The following is a 22294-nucleotide window of genomic DNA, read 5'->3' on the forward strand; positions in this document are numbered from 1 at the left end:
TACGCCTCCAGATCCGCTGAGTAATAGAGTAAACTCGCCTGCGAATAATCTTAAGTTATCAGCTGCGTCATAAAGGATTACCGTATTTAGAGTAGGGTACCCATGCCGCTTATCCACTTGATTACTATTCTCAGGGAACAGGATGGAAAAAACATATACGATTAATGGAATAATTACATTTATTCCTCAACGTGGTGCTCTAATACTCATTGCTGACGAGACGAAAACGGTTTCATTAAATATGCCGGCCAGCCGTTGTTTATTGCTGCTTATTCAGCAGGATGGCAAAACCGTTGCCCGCGAAACCTTTTTCGAGGAAGTGTGGATAAAGCATGGCTCCCAGGTAACCAGCAACGGTTTCTACCAGAATATTTCTCTGCTGCGCCGGGCATTTAAAGAGCTGGGCATGGAGGGCGATATTATTATTACGCTGCCGAGGGTTGGCGTCAGGCTGGATGCGACAATATCGGTGACGGAGTCTCAGCCGTGCGAGATGGAGAAGGCGCCGGAGCCACAGGTGCCCGTAGATGGGCCCGTGCACGAGGAGGTCGCGGCTGCGAGTGTGCCTGAAAAAAAGCGGTTAAGGCCGCGATGCTCTCTGTTATGGGGGCTTGCGGCGCTGCTGAGCTGTCTGGTCGGCGGTTTTGTTGCGTGGCAAACAGAATTCGACTCTTATTTGCAAACTTATTCGCCCATAATTGCTAAACTTTCGCAACAATGTCATTTCTTTGCCAATAATGATGTGGTTGATCACGTTCGTCATGTCAATTTTATCAAGCGCAGCAAATTTGAATGTGAAGAATACTCGTGGATTTATTTGACGCTTTATCCCGGGCAAGCGCGGGTGTCGGTGATTCGCTGCCGTCAGCCATTTAGTCAATGGCGTGATAATCAATGCCTCACCAAATATTACATTAAGGAGGTAGCCAATGCGCCCGCGTGAAATTAAATGGTTAATCGCTATCGTATTTATCGGGGTGCTTAGCGGAATAATGATAAAATCCTGGCAATACTGGCAGCGCAATCATTTCCAGTGCAGCGGCGAGATGCGGCTAATTAACGCAGGCTACCAGGGCGATATTTCCTTACGCTACGTATTTGATAGTAATCGCGGGCTGGCGATGGTCCGGGGGGAAATTACGCCGCCGCAGGGCGCTGCGTTTACCATTAATCAGAACATCTGGTTTAGCTTTACCCGCGACGGCCAGCACTACTTCCTGCGTTCGGAAACCGTCTCAGCCAGCATCGGCGAGACCGAGCAGGAGGAGCATGTAAAGCGTATCCTGCCAGCGTTTTTCCTCCAGCCGCAGGTGCCGTTTTACCTTAACATCCAGCGGCTCAACGAACGTACCCGGCTGCTGTATACCAGCCGGGCGCCGTCTTTGCTTTGCGAAACCTGATTAACGTAGCAGCGGGCAGTCCGGCGGCAGTCGGCAGCGTAGCGCGGCCGGTAACAGCTCCATACGGAAGGTTTTGCCGGTTAGCGGTTCACCATCGAGATTAAACGTCATCTCGTGGGGAGCGGTGATCTCGAACCACGATGAGACGCCGTCGATAATATTCGGCGAGGTTTCCGGATTGGCCAGGGTGCTGAACAGCGCGGGGATTAGCTCTTCGCCGGTGAAAATGCGCAGATGCAGCAGGCCGTCGTTGATTAACGCTTCCGGGCACAGCTGCTGGCCGCCGCCGGCCTGGCGCCCGTTGCCGATGCCGATGACCAGCGCGTCGCCATGCCAGTGAAAGTTCTCGCCGCGGATTTCGCAGCGGTCCGGCTTAAGCGTATCCATGCGCATCAGGCCGTGGATTAAATAAGAGACGCCGCCCAGCGCGGCCTTGAGCTTCTCCGGGGTTTCGGTCGTGATTCGGGTGCCGAAACCGCCGGTGGCCATATTAATAAAACCGGTCTTATCGTTAACCCGTGCAACATCTATCGCCACATCGCGGCCAACGATGGCCAGCTTCAGGGCGCTGGCCAGATCCTGAGGGATGCCGACGCTGGTGGCGAAGTCGTTCGCCGTGCCCAGCGGTAAAATCCCCAGCGCCAGATTGCCGTCGCGCTCCACCAGCGCCGTCGCCACCTCATTGATGGTGCCATCGCCGCCGCCGGCAATCACCGTTTCGACGTTCAGCGTCAGGGCTTCATCGATAAACCGAACGGCATCGCCCTTTTCCCAGGTGACGCGGACGTGAATATCGATACCTTCGTCGCGTAACAGTTTAACCGCCTCTCGCAGGGACGGTTCATTGGCGCCTTTACCATTCAGAATCAGTAAGCTGGCTGGAAACGTGGACATTATCAGGGGACCTTTGTTGCTCAATGATGCATAAAGTGTACCGCATGCGGAAAGGGAAGGCCGGGAGAGTGATAAAAAAATAAGCCCGCGTAAGGGAGATTACGCAGGCTAAGGAGGTGGTTCCTGGTACAGCTAGCATTTATGGGTTATGTTTTTCAGCGAAATGGATGATATCTGCTTTGAACGAACCGGTATGTGATCCGTTTCTAATATCTTTACATCGTGAAAAAATAACCCAAATTAACTAGTTACTGTGCGGGTTTCGGGTCGTCTGACCAGTAAAATTACGCATCAGCAGCGCATACTGCAGCGCCATATCTTCCGGAACAGGCAACCATACTGTGTGGCCATCGCCCGGCGCCACCGGCATGCGTTCGCCTTTGCCGTTTTCCATATGCTCGAGGGTAAAGTTAACGTTGCCCTGCGGGGTCATCAGCTCAAGGCTGTCGCCGACGGAAAATTTGTTTTTCACCGCCACCGCCGCCAGCTGGCCGTTGCGCTCGCCGGTAAATTCGCCGACGAACTGCTGGCGTTCGGAAACGGAGTAGCCGTGCTCGTAGTTCTGGTAGTCATCGTGCGTGTGGCGACGCAGGAAGCCTTCGGTATAGCCACGGTGCGCGAGGTTTTCCAGGGTATCCAGCAGGGAGGTGTCGAACGGTTTGCCAGCGGCAGCATCGTCAATAGCCTTGCGGTAGACCTGAGCGGTACGGGCGCAATAGTAATGTGATTTGGTGCGGCCTTCGATTTTCAGCGAGTGGACGCCCATCTGGGTCAGGCGCTCAACGTGGGCAATCGCGCGCAGATCCTTCGAGTTCATGATGTAGGTGCCGTGTTCGTCTTCGAAAGCGGTCATGTATTCGCCCGGACGTTTGGCCTCTTCAATCATAAACACCTGGTCAGTCGGCGCGCCGATGCCCAGCGTCGGCTCGACGTTCTGCACCGGGATCGGTTCGTGCTTATGCACGATATTACCGACGTCGTCTTCTTTACCTTCCTGCACGTTATACTCCCAGCGGCAGGCGTTGGTGCAGGTCCCCTGGTTTGGGTCGCGTTTGTTGATATAGCCAGAGAGCAGGCAGCGGCCGGAGTAGGCCATGCACAGCGCGCCGTGGACGAAAATTTCGATCTCCATTTCCGGCACCTGGCTGCGAATTTCGGCGATTTCATCCAGCGACAGCTCGCGGGAGAGAATAACGCGGGTGAGTCCCATTTGCTGCCAGAACTTGACCGTCGCCCAGTTGACGGCGTTGGCCTGTACCGACAGGTGAATATCCATATGCGGGAAATTTTCGCGCACCAGCATGATCAACCCCGGGTCGGACATGATCAGCGCGTCCGGCCCCATTTCCACCACCGGCTTCAGATCGCGAATAAACGTTTTTAGCTTGGCGTTATGCGGGGCAATGTTGACCACCACATAGAATTTTTTACCCAGCGCGTGGGCTTCGTTGATGCCGAGCTGCAGATTTTCGTGATTGAATTCGTTATTACGCACGCGCAGGGAGTAGCGCGGTTGGCCCGCGTAAACGGCATCTGCGCCATAAGCGAAAGCGTAACGCATATTTTTCAGCGTTCCCGCCGGGGAAAGGAGTTCCGGTTTAAACATGATTTTCTCGTTCTGATGACAGGTCAGATTCGCCGCACCCGGTACGGCGAGTTGGGGAGTGCCCCCACATTAAGGGCGGGCATTGTAGCGCCGTCGGGGAGGGGAGTAAATATCAGTCGGGTATCTTTGGCGATAAGCGGACGGCAAATCAGTTCCGGGTAGGCATCAAGCTGCCGCTATCTGCCGCTATCTGCCGGTTTCAGCCGCTGCTTTTTCCCCGGAGGCGGCGCTTGACGCGCCTGTCCGGGCTACCCGGCCCGCAGACGGCGGTGAGCCAGTAGCCCGGCTAAGCGCAGCGCGAGCCGGGGAAAAGTCGGGCAGGGGCTAATTATGCCAGCCGGCAGGCGTCGGCTTCCCAGCGGTACCCTACGCCGTAAACGGCGCGGATAAACGACTGCTCGGCGTCCAGCGACTCCAGCTTACGCCGCAGGTTTTTGATATGGCTATCGATCGTTCGGTCGGTCACCACGCGGTAATCATCGTATAGATGATTCAGCAGTTGTTCGCGCGAGAAGACTTTACCCGGTTCCTGGGAGAGGGTTTTCAGCAGGCGGAACTCGGCGGGCGTGAGGTCCAGCAGCTTGTCGCGCCAGGAAGCCTGAAAACGACCTTCGTCGACAATCAGCGGGCTTTCCGCATCCAGCGCCTGCAGATCGCGCTGCGGTTTGCAGCGGCGAAGAATGGTCTTCACGCGGGCCACCACCTCGCGCGGGCTGTAGGGCTTACAGATATAGTCATCGGCGCCGATTTCTAACCCCAGCAGGCGGTCGATCTCCTCGATTTTGGCGGTGACCATCACCACCGGTACCTCAGAGAAACGGCGGATTTCCCGACACAGGGTCAGACCGTCGGTGCCGGGCAGCATCAGATCCAGCAGGATCAGATGCGGCGGCGTCTGGCGAACGTACGGGAGAACCCGATCGCCGTGATTAATCAGCGTCGGCGCATAGCCCGCCGCCTGAAGATAATCGATCAGCAGCTGACCCAGCTTGGGCTCATCTTCCACGATAAGAATGCGTGGCGTGTTTTCATCAACAGGTAATTCAGTCATACGTCTCTCGATAAATTACGTTCCAGAGGTAGTTCTACTTTAATGCTAACCCCGCCCAAAGGCGAATGGCCGGCACGCAAAGTGCCACCGTGGGCCGCGACAATGTTAAGGCAAATCGCCAGCCCTAAACCAGAGCCGCCGCTGGCACGATTGCGCGACCCCTCAGTACGATAAAAACGCTCAACCAACCGCTCCAGCTGTTCATCGGTGACGCCGGGGGCGCTATCGGCAAAATCGAGAACCAGCATATCCCCGCTCTGGCTGGCGCTAATCTGCAGGCCGCCGCCGCTATCGGTATAGCGCAGGCTGTTTTCCAGCAGGTTATTAAACAGCTGCATCAGGCGATCCCGGTCGCCGAAAATCGTCGCGCTTTCCGGCAGCGAAACGCCGATCGACAGCCCGCGGCTGGCGAAGCGCTCGCGAAACGCGCCGGCGGCGACCTCCAGCAGATTGATGATATCCACCGAGGTTTTCTGGTAGGAGAGGGCGCCTTCATCGGACATCGACAGCTGGTGTAAGTCATCGACCAGTTTGGTGAGGGTGGCGACTTCCGCCTGCAGGGAGGCGATGGAGTCCGGGGTAAATTTGCGGATCCCATCCTGAATCGCCTCCAGCTCGCCGCGCAGCACCGCCAGCGGCGTGCGCAGCTCGTGGGAAATATCGGCCATCAGGTCCCGGCGCATCTGCTGGTTGCGTTCCAGAGTGCTGGCCAGCTGGTTAAAATCTTTGGCCAGACGCCCCAGCTCATCGCTGCTGGTGGCGGCGACGCGGGTGGAGAAATCTCCGGCCGCCAGACGGTGGGTCCCCTCAACCAGGCGTTTAACCGGCGCGAGCAGGCCGCGCGCCAGCGGGAAGGTGGCCAGCGCCGCCAGCAGCGTGGCGAGGGCGACAATCAGCCAGCTGGTACGTTTCTGCTGGCGGTCAAAGTTGATATCGGTGTTGCGCGTCAGGCGTTCAACCGGCGAGGCGATGACCGCGCCAACCTCAACGCCGTCGACCATAATACTGCGCCGGGTACCGTCCTTCGGCACGCGTTCGCGCGGGCCCACCAGTACGCGTCCTTTTTGATCGACCACCCAGAACATGGTGCGCCAGCCGTGCGGAGGCATATCGGGGCCGGGACCGCGGTCGCCACGATCGCCGCGTGGACCGTCGAGCGGCCGGTCCGGCGCGGCGTCCGGCGGCATCTCTTCCGGGCCGGGGCCACCGTGCGGCTCATCCATCGGACCGTGGCCCATACCGCGGCCCGGCGGCGAGCGGTCATCGTTGTCGCGCTCAAAGGTTTTCAGCAGCTGGAAAATAAAGCGGTCGTTGTTGCGCAGGAACGTCCAGCTGCCGTGCTGGGCATACTGCTCGCTCAGGGCATCGCCGAGCATGGTCAGGCGCTGTTCGTTGCCGCGCTTGATATAGTCAATAAAGCCGCGTTCAAAGCTGATACGCACCGCCCAGTGCATACTGATCAGCAGCACGATGCAGGTGGCGAGGATCGCGATAAACAGCTTGCCGGTAATGCCGGGACGCCAGAACTTCAAGACTCACTCCTTTTACGGCGACGAATCACGGTATTGGTCGTGGTGTCATCCGGTACGCGGGAAAAAAGCAGCGCCGGCAGCGCGATAATCACCGCCATGCTTAAGTAGGTATAGAGAAAGACCTGATGAGCGATCGCCGCATCGGCGCTGATATGCTGCTGGCCGTAGAGACCGAGCAGCATCCCGGCGATAGTGACGCCGATACTCATCGACAGCTGCATGACCATCGACAGCAAGCTGTTGCCGCTGCTGGCCAGATCGTCGGGCAGGTCTTTCAGGGTCAGCGTATTCATTGAAGAAAAGCGGCTGGAGTTAATCATCCCCTGCAGGAACAGCACCACCGGCAGCAGCCAGTACCAGCCGGCGAGCGCAACGGCCATAAACAGCAGGCTGACCAGCGCGAGGCCAATCGTCGAGGTCACCAGTACCCGGCGATAGCCGAAGCGGTTGACCACCTGGACCACAATGCGCTTCATCCCCATGCTGCCGAGCACCATCGGGATCATCATCAGCCCGGCGTGGAACGGCGTAAAGCCGAGGCCGATCTGTAAAAACACCGGCGTCATAAACGGCAGCATGCCGCTGCCGATACGCCCGGCGAAGCTGCCGCCAAGGCCAAGAGAAAAGGTGCGGTTGGTAAACAGCTTCAGGCTAAACAGCGCGTTGCGGTTGCCGCGCGCGTGCCACAGATAGCACAGCATTGACGCCGCGCCGATGGCCACCAGCGCCGTCAGCCACAGGGGGGAGAGCCCGAGCCCTTTTTTACCGTCGAGCGCCAGGGTCAGCGTCGCCATGCCGGCGGCCAGCAGAATAAAGCCGAAGATATCAAAGCGCCGGGTTTGCAGGGTGTAGTTGGGCATCAGGCACAGCGTGGCGATGGCGCCGACGATGCCGACCGGAATGTTGATCAGGAAGATCCAGTGCCAGGAGGCGTACTCCACCAGCATCCCGCCGAGCGCCGGGCCGAGCAGCGGACCCACCTGGCCGGGCAGGGTGACGAAGGTCATCGCCGCCATGTATTGACTGCGCGGGACGATTTTCATCACCGTCAGGCGGCCAACCGGCACCATCATCGCGCCGCCGACGCCCTGCAGCACGCGGGCGAGTATCAGCTGATCGAGCGTGGCGGCCTGCGCGCAGAACAGGGAGCCGGCGGTAAACAGCACGATGGCGCTAAAAAAGATATTCCGCACCCCGACCCGATCCGCCAGCCAGCCGCTGGCGGGCAGCATCACCGCCACCGTCAGCACATAGGAGACAATAACCATATGCATATGCAGCGGGCTCTCCCCGAGGCTCTGCGCCATGGAGGGGAGGGCGGTGTTAACGATAGTGGTATCCAGCGCCTGCATAAAAAAGCCGAAGGCCACTATCCACAGCTGCCAGCGCACGCTGGAGGGAAGATCTGTCATGTTATTCGCTTACCGGTTGAGGGACTTTTCGCGAAAAACGCAGCCGCAGACGGTCGAAGAACAGATAGACCACCGGCGTGGTGTACAGGGTCAACAGCTGACTCATCACCAGGCCGCCGACAATGGTAATCCCCAGCGGCTGGCGCAGCTCGGAGCCATCGCCGCCGGAGATAACCAGCGGCAGCGCGCCGAACAGCGCCGCCAGGGTGGTCATCATTATCGGCCGGAAGCGCAGCAGACAGGCCTGGAAGATCGCTTCTTCCGGCGGCAGGTTGCCGTTGCGCTGCGCCTCAAGGGCGAAATCGACCATCATGATGGCGTTTTTCTTCACGATGCCAATTAATAGCATAATCCCGATAAGCGCGATTAGGCTGAACGGGGCATCGAAAAGCTCCAGCGCCAGCAGCGCGCCGACGCCGGCGGACGGAATGGTCGACAGAATGGTCAGCGGATGAACGTAGCTCTCATAGAGGATCCCCAGCACGATGTAGACCGTGGCGATGGCCGCCAGAATCAGGATCACCTGCGAGTTCATGGTCTCCTGGAACACCTGCGCGGTCCCGGCGAACGACCCGCGGACGCTGGACGGCACGCCAATCTGGGTCATCGCCCGGTTGATGGCGTCGCTGGCTTCCGACAACGACTTGCCGGTAGGCAGGTTAAAGGAGATGGTCGACGCCGCCGACAGCCCCTGGTGGTTCACCGACAGCGGCGCGTTAGCCGGCTGCCATTTGGCGAAATAGGAGAGCGGAATCGGCTTGTCTTCGCTGTTGATCACAAACATCTTATCGAGGGCGCTGACGTCCTGGGTGTAGACCGGGTCGACCTGCATCACCACTTTATACTGGTTCAGCGGCTGGTAGATGGTTGAGATCTGCCGCTGACCGAAGGCGTTGTTCAGCAGATTGTTGGCGTCCTGCACGCTGATGCCGAGCCGCGACATGGTATCGCGATCGTAGATCAGATCCATCTCAGCGCCGTTATTCTGGCTGTCGGAGTTGACGTCCGCCAGCTCCGGCAGCGCCGCCAGCGTTTTGCGGATTTTCGGCTCCCATTCCCGCAGCGCCGCAAGGTCGTCCGACAGCAGCGTATACTGGTAGCTGGCGTTGGCCTGACGGCCGCCGACGCGGATATCCTGTACCGCCATCAGGAACAGGTTGGCCCCCGGCTCTTTGGCCAGCTTCTTCCGCAGCCGATCGATAATCTGCTGCGCCGTTTCATGGCGCTCATCGCGCGACTTGAGGGTGATAAACATCATTCCGCTGTTGACCCGCGAGCCGCCGGTAAAACCGGTGACGTTGTCCACCGCCGGATCTTCACGAATGATCTTCATAAAGTCCTCCAGCTTGCCGCGCATCGCCTGGAACGAGATGCTCTGGTCCGCCTGGATACCGCCCATCAGCACCCCGGTGTCCTGCTCCGGGAAGAAGGTTTTGGGAATTGAGATATAGAGCCAGACGCTCAGCGCGATGGTGCCAAGCAGCACCAGGCCGGTTAAGCGGCTGTGCTTCAGCACCCACTTCAGCGATTTGCCGTATCCGCCCTGAATCGCCACCAGCAGGCGGCCAACCCCGCGCTTGCGCGTCGGCTCGTGGGGCTTGCCGCTTTTCAGCAGCCAGCCGCACATCATCGGCGTCAGGGTCAGAGAGACCGCCAGCGAAATGCCAATCGCCACCGACAGGGTAACGGCGAATTCGCGCAGCAGCCTTCCCGGCAGGCCGCCCATCAGCAGCAGCGGCAGGAACACCGCCACCAGCGACAGGCTCATCGACAGCACGGTAAAACCGACTTCCCGGCTCCCCTGCAGCGCCGCCTGCAGCGGCTTCATGCCGGCTTCCAGATGGCGGGAAATATTTTCCAGCACCACGATGGCGTCATCGACCACGAAGCCGGTAGCGATGGTCAGCGCCATCAGCGACAGGTTGTTAAGGCTGAAGCCGCACAGGTACATGGCGGCAAAGGTGCCGATCAGCGAAACCGGAACCGCCACCGCCGGGATCAGCGTCGCGCGCCCCGAGCGGAGGAAGAGGAAGACCACGAGGATCACCAGCGCCACCGAGATGACCAGCGTTTGCTCCACTTCCTCCAGCGAGGCGCGGATGGTCGGCGAGCGGTCCTGGGCGATTTGCAGATCGACAGAGGCCGGGATGGTGCGCTGCAGCTCCGGCAGGCGGGCGCGAATGCTGTCCACCGTCTCGATGATATTGGCTTCCGGCAGCTTGCGGATCATCAGCAAAATCGCCGGTTTGGCGTTAGTCATCCCGGCGTTGCGCACGTCCTGCACCGAATCGGTGACGTTGGCGACGTCGCCGAGGCGCACCGCCGCGCCGTTGTTATAGTGCACGATCAGCGGCTGGTATTCGGCGGCGGTCTTCAGCTCGTCGTTGGTCGCCACCTGCCAGCGGTGGGTGGCATCTTCCAGCGCCCCCTGCGGTTTACGTACGTTGGCGTTGCTGATGGCGGTGCGCACCGCGTCCAGCGATACGCCTTGGTTAAACAGCGCCTGCGGGTTGAGGTCGACGCGCACCGCGGGCAGCGAACTGCCGCCGACGTCCACGTCGCCGACGCCGTCAATCTGGGCAATGGTCTGCGCCAGCTGGGTAGAGGCGAAGTCGTACAGTTCACCCTGGGACCAGGTATCCGAGGTGAGGGTGAGGATCATGATCGGCGCGTCTGACGGGTTGGCTTTGCGGTAGGTCGGACGGCTCGGCATGCCGCTCGGCAGCAGGCTTTGCGCGGCGTTAATCGCCGCCTGCACGTCGCGGGCCGCGCCGTTGATATCGCGGTCAAAGTTGAACTCAAGAATGATTCGCGTACTGCCGAGCGAGCTGGAGGAGGTCATCTCATTGACCCCGGCAATCCGCCCCAAAGAGCGCTCCAGCGGCGTCGCCACCGAAGAGGCCATGGTCTCCGGCGACGCGCCGGGCAGCGAGGCGCTAATCATGATGACCGGGAAATCCACCTGCGGCAGCGGCGCCACCGGCAGCAGGCGGAAACCGAGGATGCCGCACAGGGTAATGGCGAGCGAAATCAGAATCGTCGCCACCGGACGGTAAATGAAGAGGGCGAAAAACTTCACCTACGCCTCCTCCTCACGCCGCGGGAACCGGCTCTTCATATACAGCGACAGCCGGTCGAACAGCAGATAGATAACCGGAGTCGTGAACAGCGTCAGCACCTGGCTGAGCATCAGACCGCCGACCATGCCAATCCCCAGCGGACGCCGCAGCTCCGCGCCGACGCCGGTACTGAGCATCAGCGGCAGCGCGCCCAGCAGGGCGGCGAGGGTGGTCATCAGGATCGGACGGAAGCGCAGCAGGCAGGCCTGGTAGATCGCCTCGCGCGGCGGCATGCCCTGCTCGCGTTCGGCGGCCAGCGCGAAGTCGATCATCATGATGGCGTTTTTCTTGACGATGCCGATCAGCAGAATGATGCCGATAATCGCGATAACGTCCAGTTCGCTCCCCGCCAGCCATAGCGCCAGCAGCGCGCCGACGCCCGCCGTCGGCAGGGTGGAGAGAATCGTTATCGGATGAATAAAGCTTTCATACAGTACCCCGAGGACGATATACATCGCCACCACCGCGGCAACCACCAGCCAGACGGTGCTGCCGAGCGCCGACTGGAAGGCCAGAGAGCTGCCCTGGAACTGGGTACGGATATCGCTCGGGAACGCCAGCGCCTGTTCGGCGCCAAGAATCGCTTCGACCGCATCGCCCAGCGAATAGTTGTCCGGCACGTTAAACGAGATGGTGGTAACCGGGAACTGATCGAGATGGTTTATGGATAGCGGGGCAAAGCGCTCCTCGACGCTGGCGATGGATTTCAGCGGCACAATCCCGCCGTCGCTGCTGGTCAGGCGAATATTATCCAGCGCCGCCAGCCCCGGCGTGGCCTGGGTATCATGCTCCAGCACCACGCGGTACTGATTCGCCTGGGTATAAATGGTGGAGATTAAGCGCTGACCGAAGGCGTTATACAGCGCGTTATCGACGTCCGCCATGCTGATGCCGAGACGGCTGGCGCTATCGCGATCAACGTTGATATACGCCGCCAGGCCCTTATCCTGCCAGTCGCTGCTGACGTCGGAGAGCTGCGGCAGCGCCTGCAGCCGGGCCAGCAGCTGCGGGACCCAGTTGCTGAGCGCGTCCAGCGAGTTGGCCTGCAGGGTGAACTGGTACTGGGTGCGGCTGACGGTGGTGTCAATGGTCAGATCCTGCGTCGGCTGGAGGTAAAGCTCAATGCCGGGAATGCCGCTCACCGCGTTCTGCAGGCGGCCGATCACCGTCTGCACGCGATCGTCGCGCTCGTCCAGCGGCTTAAGGTTGATTTGCAGGCGGGCGCTGTTGAGCGCCGGGTTGGTACCGTCGACGCCGACGTAGGAGGTAAGGCTTTCCACCGCCGGATCGTTAAGTATCGCCGCCGACACCTGCTGCTGGCGCTCGGCCATATTGGCGAACGACGCCGACTGCGGCGCCTGCAGCGTCCCCTGGATAATGCCGTTGTCCTGAATCGGGAAGAAGCCCTTCGGAATAAACACCCACAGCATAATCGACAGCACCAGGGTACCGAGGGCCACGCTCAGGGTCAGCCACGGATGATTCAGCACCCGGCTCAGCCAGCGGCCATAGACGGCGATCACCCGCTCAAAGAAACGCTCGCTGGCGCGCGAGAAGCGGTTCTGCTTGCGCAGCGACTCGTGGCTCAGCATGCGGGCGCACATCATCGGCGTCAGGGTCAGCGACACCACCGCGGAAATCAGGATCGCCACCGCCAGGGTAATGGCGAACTCGCGGAACAGACGGCCCACGATATCGCCCATAAACAGCAGCGGGATCAGCACCGCAATCAGCGAGAAGGTCAGCGAGATAATGGTAAAGCCAATCTCTCCGGCCCCTTTCAGGGCTGCGGCCAGCGGCTTTTCGCCTTTCTCGATATAGCGCGAGATGTTTTCAATCACCACGATGGCGTCATCGACCACAAAGCCGGTGGCGATGGTCAGGGCCATCAGCGTCAGGTTGTTAATTGAAAAATCGAGAAACACCATCACCGCAAAGGTGCCGACCAGCGATAGCGGTACGGCGATGCCGGGAATAATCGTCGCCGGGACGTTGCGCAGAAAGACGTAGATAATCATCACCACCAGGGCGATGGCCAGCATCAGCTCGAACTGGGTGTCGCTGACCGAGGCGCGGATATTGGTGGTGCGGTCGGAAAGCACCTGAACTTTAACCGATTTCGGCAGGCTTTCGGTGAGCTGCGGCAGCATCTGGCGGATGCTGTCGGCGGTCGAGATAATGTTGGCCCCCGGCTGGCGCTGGACGTTCATGACGATCGCCCGCTGATTGTTCGCCCATGCCCCAAGCCAGCTGTTTTCCGCGCCCTGTTCCACGGTGGCGACGTCGCCGAGGCGAATCGGCGCGCCGTTCTGATAAGCGATAATCAGCCGGCGGTAATCTTCCGCCGACTGCATCTGATCGTTGGCGGAGAGGGTCACCGCCCGCGACGGGCCGTCAAGGCTCCCCTTCGCCGAGTTGACGTTGGCGCTGGTTATCGCGGTGCGCACCGTTTCGCTGGTCAGCCCGAGGGCGGCGATGGCCTGGGCGTTGAGCTTGACGCGTACCGCCGGGCGCTGGCCGCCCGCGAGGGTGACCAGCCCGACGCCGGAAACCTGGGAGATTTTCTGCGCCACGCGGGTCTCCACCATATCCTCGACCTGGGTCATCGGCACGGCGGAAGAGGTGACCGCAAGGGTCATAATCGGCGGATCGGCGGGGTTAACTTTGCTGTAGACCGGAGGGTTAGGCAGGTCCGAGGGCAGCAGGTTGGTGGCGGCGTTGATGGCTGCCTGTACTTCCTGTTCCGCGACGTCCAGCGGCAGCGTGAGCTGGAACTGGAGCGTGACCACCGACGCGCCGCCGGAGCTCTGGGAAGACATCTGCTTGAGGCCGGACATCTGGCCAAACTGGCGCTCCAGCGGGGCGGTCACCGACGAGGTCATCACGTCCGGGCTGGCGCCGGGATAGAGGGTTACCACCTGAATCGTCGGGTAGTCCACTTCCGGCAGCGCCGAAACCGGCAGGAAACGATAGCCGATAATTCCGGCCAGCATAATGGCCACCATTAACAGCGTCGTGGCGACCGGGCGCATGATAAACAGACGGGAAGGGCCACCCGTGCTGCTCGGCGGTAACACTTGCATCAGGAGCGCGCTCCTTTTTTACCGTATTCGCGGCTGGTGGCTTTTTCCGGCTCGGCGGCGGTTGCCGCATCGTGGGCTTCGACGACCTCAACTTTTGCGCCTTCGGTCAGACGGTCGATACCGTCGGTTACGACGCGATCGCCGGCGGAAAGCCCGGCGTTGATCACCACTTTCAGGCTGTCCTGAATACCCGGCGTGACGGTGTGCTTGCTGACCTTGTTCTCATCGTTCAGTACCCAGACGAAATGGCCTTCGTTACCCATTTGCAGCGCGGCGGTTGGGATCACCACCGCGTTCTGCTCGGTATCGACCAGCATACGGGCGTTGACGAACTGATTCGGGAACAGGGCATCGTCCAGGTTAGTAAAGCGCGCTTTCAGCTTGATGGTGCCGGTGGTGGCGTCAATCTGGTTATCGAGGCTCAGCAGTGAGCCTTCGCTGATTTTCTGTTTATTGGTGCGGTCCCAGGCTTCGACAGCCAGCTTTTTCCCCGCCTTCTGCGCCTGTACCACCGTGGCGATTTGGTTTTCCGGCAGCGTAAAGACCACGTCGATCGGGTGGGTTTGCGTCAGCACCACAATCCCGGTGGTGTCGCCGCTGGCGATCTGGTTGCCGATATCCACCTGTTTTAAGCCGACCCGGCCGTCGATTGGCGCGGTGATGCGGCTCCAGTCCAGCTGCAGCTGGGCGCTGGCGACGGCGGCTTCGTCCGCTTTGATCGTACCCTGGGTTTCGCTGACCAGCGACTGCTGGGTGTCCAGTTCCTGCCGGGAAACCAGATTGGTTTTGACCAGCTGCTGGTAGCGCGCCAGATCGCGACGGGCGTTGGCGAGGGTCGCACGATCTTTGGCCAGCTGGCCTTCGGCCTGGGCGAGGGCGACTTTAAACTGGCTGGGGTCGATTTCCGCGAGCAGATCGCCCGCTTTGACCTGCTGGCCTTCGGTAAAGTGGATGGCCAGCAGCTGGCCGTCGACGCGGCTGCGGACGGTGACGGTATTCGCCGCCGTCACGGTGCCGAGGCCGGAAAGGTAGCGGGGTACCGCTTCGCTGGTGGCGGTGGCCGCCTGTACCGGCGCGAGGGCGGCGCCAAAACGACCGGGGCGTCCGCCTCCGGGGCCCTGCTGACGCGCGCCTGATGCCGTCGGCGCGCCGCTGTTTGCCGCTTCGCGACCCTGCCAGAACCAGTACGCGGTGCCCGCGACGATCGCGACCACCAGCACCGCAGCCCAACGGCTTTTATTGCTACCTTTCATTAATTTGCTATCTCATCCTGAAACGTTTCACGGAATGATACTAGTTTAGCCAGCGAACGCTGCTTAAAAATGGAGGAATTATGAAAAGACTGTCCAGATATGTCTGTAAAAAACGCTTTTCGCAGAGCCGGTTACGGTGAATAGTTAGGCGTAAAATTCGCTTAATGATTTTGCTTAGCCGGGCGATGAATCCGGTTAGTTATTGCCCGTCATCCGCTGTTTCTTAAGGGTCACAGCGGAATACGTCGAATCTGAACTGATATACAGCGTGAATAAGCGGCCCCGGAAAGTGATTCAGCCTGATTGGCGGCGGCATCTGTTTGATAATCAAATTCACTCACGATTTTGCCTTAAGCAATGCGACCACTACCAGAGGGTTCTTTATGCATTTTACCCAAGCTATCGCCCGTCTTCCGGCCGCCACCTGCGGCGCAGGACAAACTACCGCCCGGCTGGGCGCGCCGGATATCGCCACCACCACCCGCCAGTTTCTCGCCTATGTAGAAACCCTGCTGCAGCTTGGCCTGAAGGTCACCGTACTGCCCGCGGCGGCGGATTATCCTGATGCGCACTTTGTTGAAGATACCGCGGTGGTGATGCCGGAACTGGCGGTGATCACCCATCCGGGCGCGCCGAGCCGTCAGGGCGAGGTCGATACCATTGCGCCGGTGCTGGCGGGGTTCCGTCCGCTGGCGCGGATGAGCGAGCGCGGGCATATGGACGGCGGCGACGTGCTGTTAGTGGATAAGCAGTTTTTTATCGGCCTGACGGCGCGCACCGATGAGCAGGGGATCCGCGAGTTTGCCGCCGCCGTTGAGCCGCACGGCTATCAGGTCGCGGCGATTGAAGTGAGCGCCGGTCTGCATCTGAAATCGATCGTCAACTATGTGGGCCGCAATACGCTGCTGCTGACGGAAGGCTACGTTAACCATCCGGCGTTTAGCGGCTTCAACAGCATCGTGATCCCGGAAGAGGAGGCCTACGCCGGAAATACGCTGTGGATCAACGATACCTTAATTACGCCGCAGGGCTACCCCTATACCCTGGGCGAAATCAGCAAGCTGGGAATGCCTATCGTGCAGCTCGACACCAGCGAATTTAAGAAAATGGATGGCGGCCTGACCTGCCTCTCACTGCGTTTTTAATCACCGCGCCAACACCGGGGAGATCGAAATGAAAATACGCCTTGCCGCACTACTGGCCTGCATGGCGCTCAGCGCGCCGCTGGCCGCCCAGCAGTTTGACACCATCAGCTTTGGCGTCGATGGCGGCTATCCGCCGTTTGACGTGCTGGCGCCCAGCGGTGAAATTACCGGCTTTGATATTGATATCGCCAATGCGCTGTGCACCCAGCTAAAAGCCAAATGCGTTTTCGTGAAGCAGCCGTTCGAAAGCATGATTGCCGCCCTCAACGCGCATAAGTTCGATGCCATTATCGCTTCGCTCAATATTACCGATGAGCGTAAAAAGGAAGTGGATTTCACCGACCGCTACTACCGCAGCGCGGCGCAGCTGGTGGCGCGCAAAGGCAGCCCGCTGCTGCCTGACGTCGCCAGCCTGAAAGGCAAAACCGTCGGCGTCCAGACCGGCTCCACCCATGAAGCGTTTGCGAAGGCCAACTGGGCCAATCATGGCGTGAAAATTGTCGGTTACGCTAACCAGGATAACGTCTACCTCGACCTGCTCTCCGGGCGCATCGACGCCGCGTTGCAGGATAATATCCAGGCGGCGACCGGCTTTATTGATACTCCGCGCGGGCAGAAATTCGCCTTTGCCGGTCCGGTTATCCAGGACGGCGGCATCTCCTCCGACGTGGGGATTGCGGTGAATAAAGACAACCCGGCGCTGCGCGATGCGCTGAACGGCGCCATAAAGGCAATCCGCGCCGACGGCACCTACGACGCGATCCAGAAAAAATACTTTAGCTTTGATATTTATGGCAAATAAGTCGTGAAGATGCGGGCGCGGGCGATGGCCTGCGCCCCTTTACGACCTCCGCGGAAGGCTGAATATGGTCGCAGACTATTTACCCCTGTTGTTACGCGGCGCGGCGCTTTCGCTGTGCGTGATGCTCTCTTCATTACTGGTCGCTCTGCTGCTGGGGCTGATTAACTCGCTGATTAAGCTCTTTGGCCCGCCGTGGCTGCGCCTGTTTTCCACCGCTTACACTACGCTGGTACGCGGTATCCCGGAGCTGGTGATTATGCTGCTGCTGTTTTTCGGCGGCGAGATGCTGGTGAACCTGCTGCTGGGTCTGGTGGGGCTCGGGCCGGTGCGCTTCAATACCTTTATCTCCGGCGTGCTGGCGATCGGCTTTGTTTTCGGCGCCTATTACACCGAGACCTTTCGCGGCGCCTTTCTGACCGTCGATCGCGGGCAAACCGAAGCCGCGCAGGCCTACGGGATGCGGCCGTGGACGGTGTTCCGCCGGGTGATGCTGCCGCAGATGCTGAGCTTCGCGATCCCGGGCATCAACAACAACTGGCTGGGGCTGATGAAAGCATCGGCGCTGGTGTCGATCCTGGGTCTTGAGGATATGGTATGGCTGGCCGAACAGGCCGGGCGCGCCACGCAAAAGCCGTTCCTCTTCTATTTTCTGGTCTCGCTGATTTACATGGTGATTACCGCGCTCTCCAGCTGGCTGTTCAGCCGCCTGGCGAAGCGTTACGCGCTGCGCTCTTCCACGGCGGGGACGGCCTTATGAATCTGCAAACCTTTCTCGATGCGATCCCGAGCTTTTTGTGGAGCGACGGTAACGGCGCCGCCAGCGGGCTGGCGGTCACGGCGGAGCTGTTTTTGCTCTCCATCGTTCCCGGGATGGCGCTGGCGATAGCGATGGCGGTGGGGCAGGTGTATGGACCGCGCGCGCTGGCGCTGCCCATCCGTGGTTTTACGTATTTTTTCCGCAGCACGCCGCTCTATCTCCAGCTGATGCTGATTTACTACGGCCTGTCGCAGTTCGATATCGTGCAGACGGGCTGGATGAACGACCAGCCGTTCTGGCTGCTGTTCCGCGATGCGACCTTCTGCGCCACGCTGGCGCTGGTCCTCAACACTGCCGCGTACGTCGCGGAGCTGCTGGCGGGGATGATGGTGACCTTTCCGCGCCAGGAGTGGGTCGCCGGGGAGGCCTACGGGATGGGGAAATGGCAGATTATTCGTCGTCTGGTGCTGCCCGCGACGCTCAGACGCGGGATCCCGGCGCTGAATAATGAAATGGTCTTTTTACTGCACGCCACGTCGCTGGCCAGCACCGTCACCCTGCTGGATATTACCGGCGTGGCCCGCGCGTTCTACGCCATGACCTATTCGCCGTTTATTCCGTTTCTGATGGCCGCGGCGCTGTATCTGCTCTGCACCTTTATGCTGATTTTCGCCTTTTCCCGCGCCGAGCGGCGCTGGCTGGCGTTTATCCGGCGCGGCTAGTCAGGAGCGCTTAATGGCCTGCAGTTCGGTCAGGGTGACGATTTTATCGACGTGAAACTTTTTACTGGTCAGCCAGCTATCCGCCAGCTGGCAGTAGTGCGCCATGCTGCGGCAGCCGATGCGTACCAGAAAGTCGAAGCTGCCGCTGACCAGCCAGCAGTCCAGCACTTCGGGCGTCTGGCGCATCTCCTGTTCAAACATCGGCTGCGAGCGCCCGTGGTCGGCCAGCGCGATTTGCGCCTGTACCACAAACGCGTGCTCCGGATCGGGCAGTTCTACAATGGCGCTGTAGCCGCGAATAATGCCGTCGCGCTCGAGGCCGCGCACCCGTTCCAGGCACGGACGGGCGGTGAGGTTTACCTGCTCCGAGAGCTTCTGATAAGAAATGCGGCCATCCCGGCGCAGAATTTCAAGGATCTTATGATCGATACGGTCAAGCCGGGCTTTCTTTTCCACAACCAGGACGTCCAATGAAAATTAAACACTATACATTACCTGAACATGCACTCGGTGGGCAGCGGCAATTAAGCCATTTTCATTTCGGCGCGCCCGGCACGGGAGAGAAGGTCTATCTGCAGGCGGGGCTGCACGCCGATGAAATCCCGGGCATGCTGGTTCTGCACTATCTTAAAAGATTACTTAGCCAGGCGGAACGGCGCGGCGAACTGCGCGGCGAAATCATTCTTGTGCCGGTAGCCAACCCGCCGGGGCTGGCCCAGGTGCTGCTCAGCAGCGGTATTGGCCGTTTCGATCTGGCGAGCGGGCGCAATTTTAACCGCGATTTTCCCGATCTGGCGGCGCTGGCGCAGGCCGGTTTACCGGCGGATTTGCCCGGTACGCGACCCGAGTATCTGCAGCGGGTGCGCGCGGCGATGCGGGAGGCGCTGGCGGCGCTTCCCGCCGTGAGCGAGGCGCAGGCCCTGCGCCACCATCTGCTGAGCCTCGCCTGCGATGCCGATCTGGTGCTCGATCTGCACTGCGATGACCAGGCGATTTTGCACCTTTACGCCGACCCGGCCTGGCAACGCGAGGCGAAAGTTCTGGCGGCTTTCCTCGGTATTGGCGCCGTGCTGCTGTCGCAGGAGAGCGGGGGCAACTCGTTTGATGAAGCCTGCGGCCTGCCGTGGCAGCGTCTTTGCGCGAGGAATCCGTCGTGGCGCCAGCAGCAGCCCGGCTGCATGGCGGTGACCGTCGAGCTGCGCGGCCAGCAGGAGGTGAATCACGCCACCGCCTGCGACGACGCCGAACGTATTTACCGTTACCTGCAGTACCGCGGCGTGCTGGCCGGCGCCAGGCCCGAGGTTCCGCAGCAGGAAACGGTGATGCTGCCGTTTGCCGCCGGGGAGATTGTCACCGCGCCGGCGACCGGCATCCTGGTGCTGCTAAAACATCCCGGCGAGTGGGTCAGCGCCGACGATGTCGTCGCGGAAATCATCGATCCGCTGACCGATATGGTCAAAGCGGTGCGGCCGACATCGGGCGGCCTGATTTATGCCAGCCGTCGGGCGCCGTTTGTCACTTTAGGGGCTGAAGTGATGAAAATCGCCGGCGAGCGGCCCTTCAGCGGCGGAGGCGGACTGGCGCTGTAAGCGGCTTTTATGATATCGCTCGGCCTAAAAAGTCGTTTACCGTCTTCATGCACAGCTCGCGCTCTTCGACGTGCGGCATATGGCTCGAAGCTTCGAAAATGACCCACTCGGCGCCGGAGATATGGTCCATAAAGGGTTGTACCACTTCCGGCGTGGCTTCATCGTAGCGCCCGGAAATCAGCAGAACCGGAACCGTAATGCGCGCGAGGCGGTCGATAATCGTCCACGCTTTCATGCTGCCGATAACGTGGAATTCGGTGGGGCCATTCATGGCGTGATAAACCGTCGGGTCGGCATCCATGGCATCGAAGGTGCGCCGCACTTCCGCCGGCAAGGGATCGAGCCGACAGACGTGGCGTTGATAAAATACTGCGCTTGCCGCCTTATATTCCGCGCTGTCCAGCGTTCCTGCCGCCTCATGGTCCAGCAACGTCTGCTGAACGTCGGCGGGCAGCTGCGCCCGCAGCTTTGCCGCACCCTGCAGCCACAGCGCCATCGATGCCGGGGAGTTGGCGATAATCAGCGCCTTTAACCCCTTTGGCTGCGTCACGGCGTGCTCCGCGCCGAGCATACCTCCCCAAGATTGGCCGAGCAGGGCGTAATTATCGGCAATATTGAGATGCAGCAGCAGGTTAGCCAGTTCGTCAAGAAACAGCGCCGGTTGCCAGAAGTCGGCGGGCTGCTGCGGTAAATGGGTTGAACGCCCGTTGCCTAACTGATCGTAGTGGATCACCGCTCGCCCGCTGAGGGCGATATCGCGGAACGCATCGACGTAATCATGCGTGCACCCCGGCCCGCCGTGGGCGACGACCAGCGGCGTGAGTCCGCTATCGATATCGCCGCAAACGCGAAACCAGGTTTGATAGTGCCGAAACGGGGCGTAACCTTCGCGGATGGTATACATGAATCATCTTTACCCTGCTAAGTGGACCGGCTTTCAGGGTAAAGGCTGGCAACCGCGGCTGAACACTAGCAAAAATGCTAGTTCTTAGCTGTCGAGCAGACGGTAGTGCAGGGCGCGGACCACCGCCTGCACGCGGTTGCTGGCGCCCAGCTTTTTGGCCGCGGTATTGAGATGCAGCGTCACCGTCGCCACCGAGCGGTGCAGCTTGCGGGCGATCTCTTTGGCGGTAAGCCCCTCGGCGGACCACGCCAGGCATTCGCGCTCGCGGTTGCTCAGCTTGACGTGACGGCAGGTGAGCATAGTGCTGTCGAACAGCGGGAAGGCGGACTCCTGAAACTGCCAGGCAAGCAGCATCAGCTGCGCCAGGGTGGCGCTGATTTCCCGCTCCTGACGCTGGCCGGTATGGATGCCGGTGAGGGTCACGAACCCTCCGTTGGGGAGATGCAGGGGAACCGTCGCGCCGCAGGGCATATTGTGTTCGCGCATATAGTCGGTGACCGCGGTGGGATGATTGTCCAGCCTCCCGCGCAGCATGCTGCTGTCCGGCCGTTGATAGGACCAGACAAAAGGCGCGCAGCTCTCGAGCGCGCAGTGCTGTACCGGATCCACCTGGTAATATCCGCGCTCGCACCATAGCTGGCGCATATCTTCCGGCACGTTGAACGTTTTCAGCAGCGAGGGCGTAATCAGTTCTCCTTCCAGAGAACGCGGAACCGGCGTGTAATCGTAAATCACCGCCTCAAATCCCAACCTCCGGGTGTGCTGAAAAAGCCCGCTGAATGCGTCATCCAGGCTGGCCGCCCGCGCGCTGCCGGGGTGGTCAAACTCCAGTCGCATATAACCCCCTTCACCTAAAACGAGACCTGCGACGGGCACGATTTGTGCAAATCCGTCAGTAGCTGGCCCAAAGATATGCAATTCCGGTGCCGTTTCGGCGCGGCGCAAAACTAGTATTTTTGCTAACTGTTCAGCGTCCGGGGTTGCCGTTAGCGTTAAGACAGACCCCAACCCTCTTACCATCGACG

Annotated in this window: 18 protein-coding genes; 7 read left to right on the forward strand and 11 right to left on the reverse strand. The window is 60.2% G+C overall.

Annotated elements, in window-relative coordinates:
• Positions 1-142 precede the first annotated feature (142 nt).
• Together ABLU88_RS02320 and ABLU88_RS02325 are read left to right on the forward strand one after the other, a co-directional pair.
• A complete protein-coding gene (locus tag ABLU88_RS02320) occupies positions 143-943 on the forward strand; it encodes a winged helix-turn-helix domain-containing protein (protein WP_032719859.1) in 801 nt (266 codons plus the stop codon).
• Positions 930-1400 carry a hypothetical protein gene (locus ABLU88_RS02325; protein ID WP_016946930.1) on the forward strand — a complete coding sequence of 157 codons (471 nt, stop codon included), beginning with the start codon at positions 930-932 and terminating at the stop codon, positions 1398-1400. Before ABLU88_RS02320 ends, ABLU88_RS02325 begins: the two co-directional genes overlap by 14 nt.
• Here ABLU88_RS02325 and yegS read toward each other — a convergent pair whose 3' ends face one another.
• From yegS to ABLU88_RS02365, 8 genes are all read right to left on the reverse strand, one after another.
• Positions 1401-2294, reverse strand: coding sequence for a lipid kinase YegS (gene yegS / locus ABLU88_RS02330; protein ID WP_009654032.1), 894 nt, complete (start codon positions 2292-2294; stop codon positions 1401-1403).
• A 244-nt stretch (positions 2295-2538) separates the two neighbouring features.
• Positions 2539-3900: a tRNA 5-hydroxyuridine modification protein YegQ gene (gene yegQ / locus ABLU88_RS02335; protein ID WP_025107782.1), complete on the reverse strand. Its 1362-nt coding sequence runs from the start codon at positions 3898-3900 to the stop codon at positions 2539-2541.
• A gap of 328 nt (positions 3901-4228) precedes the next feature.
• Positions 4229-4951 (reverse strand): two-component system response regulator BaeR, encoded by a 723-nt coding sequence (gene baeR, locus ABLU88_RS02340; RefSeq protein ID WP_014230101.1) that lies wholly within the window; start codon positions 4949-4951, stop codon positions 4229-4231.
• Positions 4948-6483: a two-component system sensor histidine kinase BaeS gene (gene baeS, locus ABLU88_RS02345; RefSeq protein WP_016946933.1), complete on the reverse strand. Its 1536-nt coding sequence runs from the start codon at positions 6481-6483 to the stop codon at positions 4948-4950. Before baeS ends, baeR begins: the two co-directional genes overlap by 4 nt.
• The gene (locus ABLU88_RS02350; protein ID WP_014230099.1) at positions 6480-7895 is read right to left on the reverse strand and encodes an MFS transporter; all 1416 of its coding nucleotides are present in this window, start codon (positions 7893-7895) and stop codon (positions 6480-6482) included. Before ABLU88_RS02350 ends, baeS begins: the two co-directional genes overlap by 4 nt.
• A 1-nt stretch (position 7896) precedes the next feature.
• On the reverse strand, positions 7897-10974 hold the full coding sequence (mdtC, locus tag ABLU88_RS02355) for a multidrug efflux RND transporter permease subunit MdtC (protein WP_016946935.1): 3078 nt from the start codon (positions 10972-10974) through the stop codon (positions 7897-7899).
• Positions 10975-14097 carry an MdtB/MuxB family multidrug efflux RND transporter permease subunit gene (locus ABLU88_RS02360; RefSeq protein WP_014838976.1) on the reverse strand — a complete coding sequence of 1041 codons (3123 nt, stop codon included), beginning with the start codon at positions 14095-14097 and terminating at the stop codon, positions 10975-10977. It lies immediately after the preceding gene.
• Positions 14097-15350, reverse strand: a complete 1254-nt coding sequence (locus ABLU88_RS02365) for an MdtA/MuxA family multidrug efflux RND transporter periplasmic adaptor subunit (protein WP_046877532.1) — start codon at positions 15348-15350, stop codon at positions 14097-14099. The genes ABLU88_RS02360 and ABLU88_RS02365 overlap by 1 nt, the downstream gene beginning before the upstream one ends.
• A gap of 383 nt (positions 15351-15733) precedes the next feature.
• Between ABLU88_RS02365 and ABLU88_RS02370 the strand changes: the two genes are divergently transcribed.
• The 4 genes from ABLU88_RS02370 to ABLU88_RS02385 all read left to right on the forward strand — a co-directional run bounded on the left by ABLU88_RS02370 (position 15734) and on the right by ABLU88_RS02385 (position 18776).
• Positions 15734-16495: an arginine deiminase family protein gene (locus tag ABLU88_RS02370; protein ID WP_046877531.1), complete on the forward strand. Its 762-nt coding sequence runs from the start codon at positions 15734-15736 to the stop codon at positions 16493-16495.
• 28 nt (positions 16496-16523) lie between these two features.
• The gene (locus tag ABLU88_RS02375; protein WP_014838973.1) at positions 16524-17297 is read left to right on the forward strand and encodes an ABC transporter substrate-binding protein; all 774 of its coding nucleotides are present in this window, start codon (positions 16524-16526) and stop codon (positions 17295-17297) included.
• Positions 17298-17361: 64 nt separating this feature from the next.
• Entirely contained in the window at positions 17362-18054 is a 693-nt protein-coding gene (locus tag ABLU88_RS02380; protein ID WP_016946939.1) for an ABC transporter permease subunit, read from the forward strand.
• On the forward strand, positions 18051-18776 hold the full coding sequence (locus ABLU88_RS02385) for an ABC transporter permease subunit (protein WP_014230092.1): 726 nt from the start codon (positions 18051-18053) through the stop codon (positions 18774-18776). Before ABLU88_RS02380 ends, ABLU88_RS02385 begins: the two co-directional genes overlap by 4 nt.
• Here the strand turns inward: ABLU88_RS02385 and ABLU88_RS02390 are convergent, their stop codons facing one another.
• Positions 18777-19232 carry an Lrp/AsnC family transcriptional regulator gene (locus ABLU88_RS02390; RefSeq protein ID WP_029505532.1) on the reverse strand — a complete coding sequence of 152 codons (456 nt, stop codon included), beginning with the start codon at positions 19230-19232 and terminating at the stop codon, positions 18777-18779.
• Positions 19233-19246: 14 nt separating this feature from the next.
• Between ABLU88_RS02390 and ABLU88_RS02395 the strand changes: the two genes are divergently transcribed.
• Complete coding sequence (locus ABLU88_RS02395) at positions 19247-20365, forward strand: succinylglutamate desuccinylase/aspartoacylase family protein (protein WP_049082629.1); 1119 nt, start codon at positions 19247-19249, stop codon at positions 20363-20365.
• Between the two features lie 7 nt (positions 20366-20372).
• On the opposite strand, the gene ABLU88_RS02400 is transcribed toward ABLU88_RS02395, so the two are convergent.
• Positions 20373-21269: a proline iminopeptidase-family hydrolase gene (locus ABLU88_RS02400; protein WP_047723287.1), complete on the reverse strand. Its 897-nt coding sequence runs from the start codon at positions 21267-21269 to the stop codon at positions 20373-20375.
• 84 nt (positions 21270-21353) lie between these two features.
• Positions 21354-22106 carry a LuxR family transcriptional regulator gene (locus ABLU88_RS02405; protein WP_032719850.1) on the reverse strand — a complete coding sequence of 251 codons (753 nt, stop codon included), beginning with the start codon at positions 22104-22106 and terminating at the stop codon, positions 21354-21356.
• Positions 22107-22294 lie beyond the last annotated feature (188 nt).

The organism is Klebsiella sp. GW_Kp182 (genome assembly GCF_040062275.1).
Classification (GTDB): Bacteria; Pseudomonadota; Gammaproteobacteria; order Enterobacterales; family Enterobacteriaceae; genus Klebsiella; species Klebsiella michiganensis.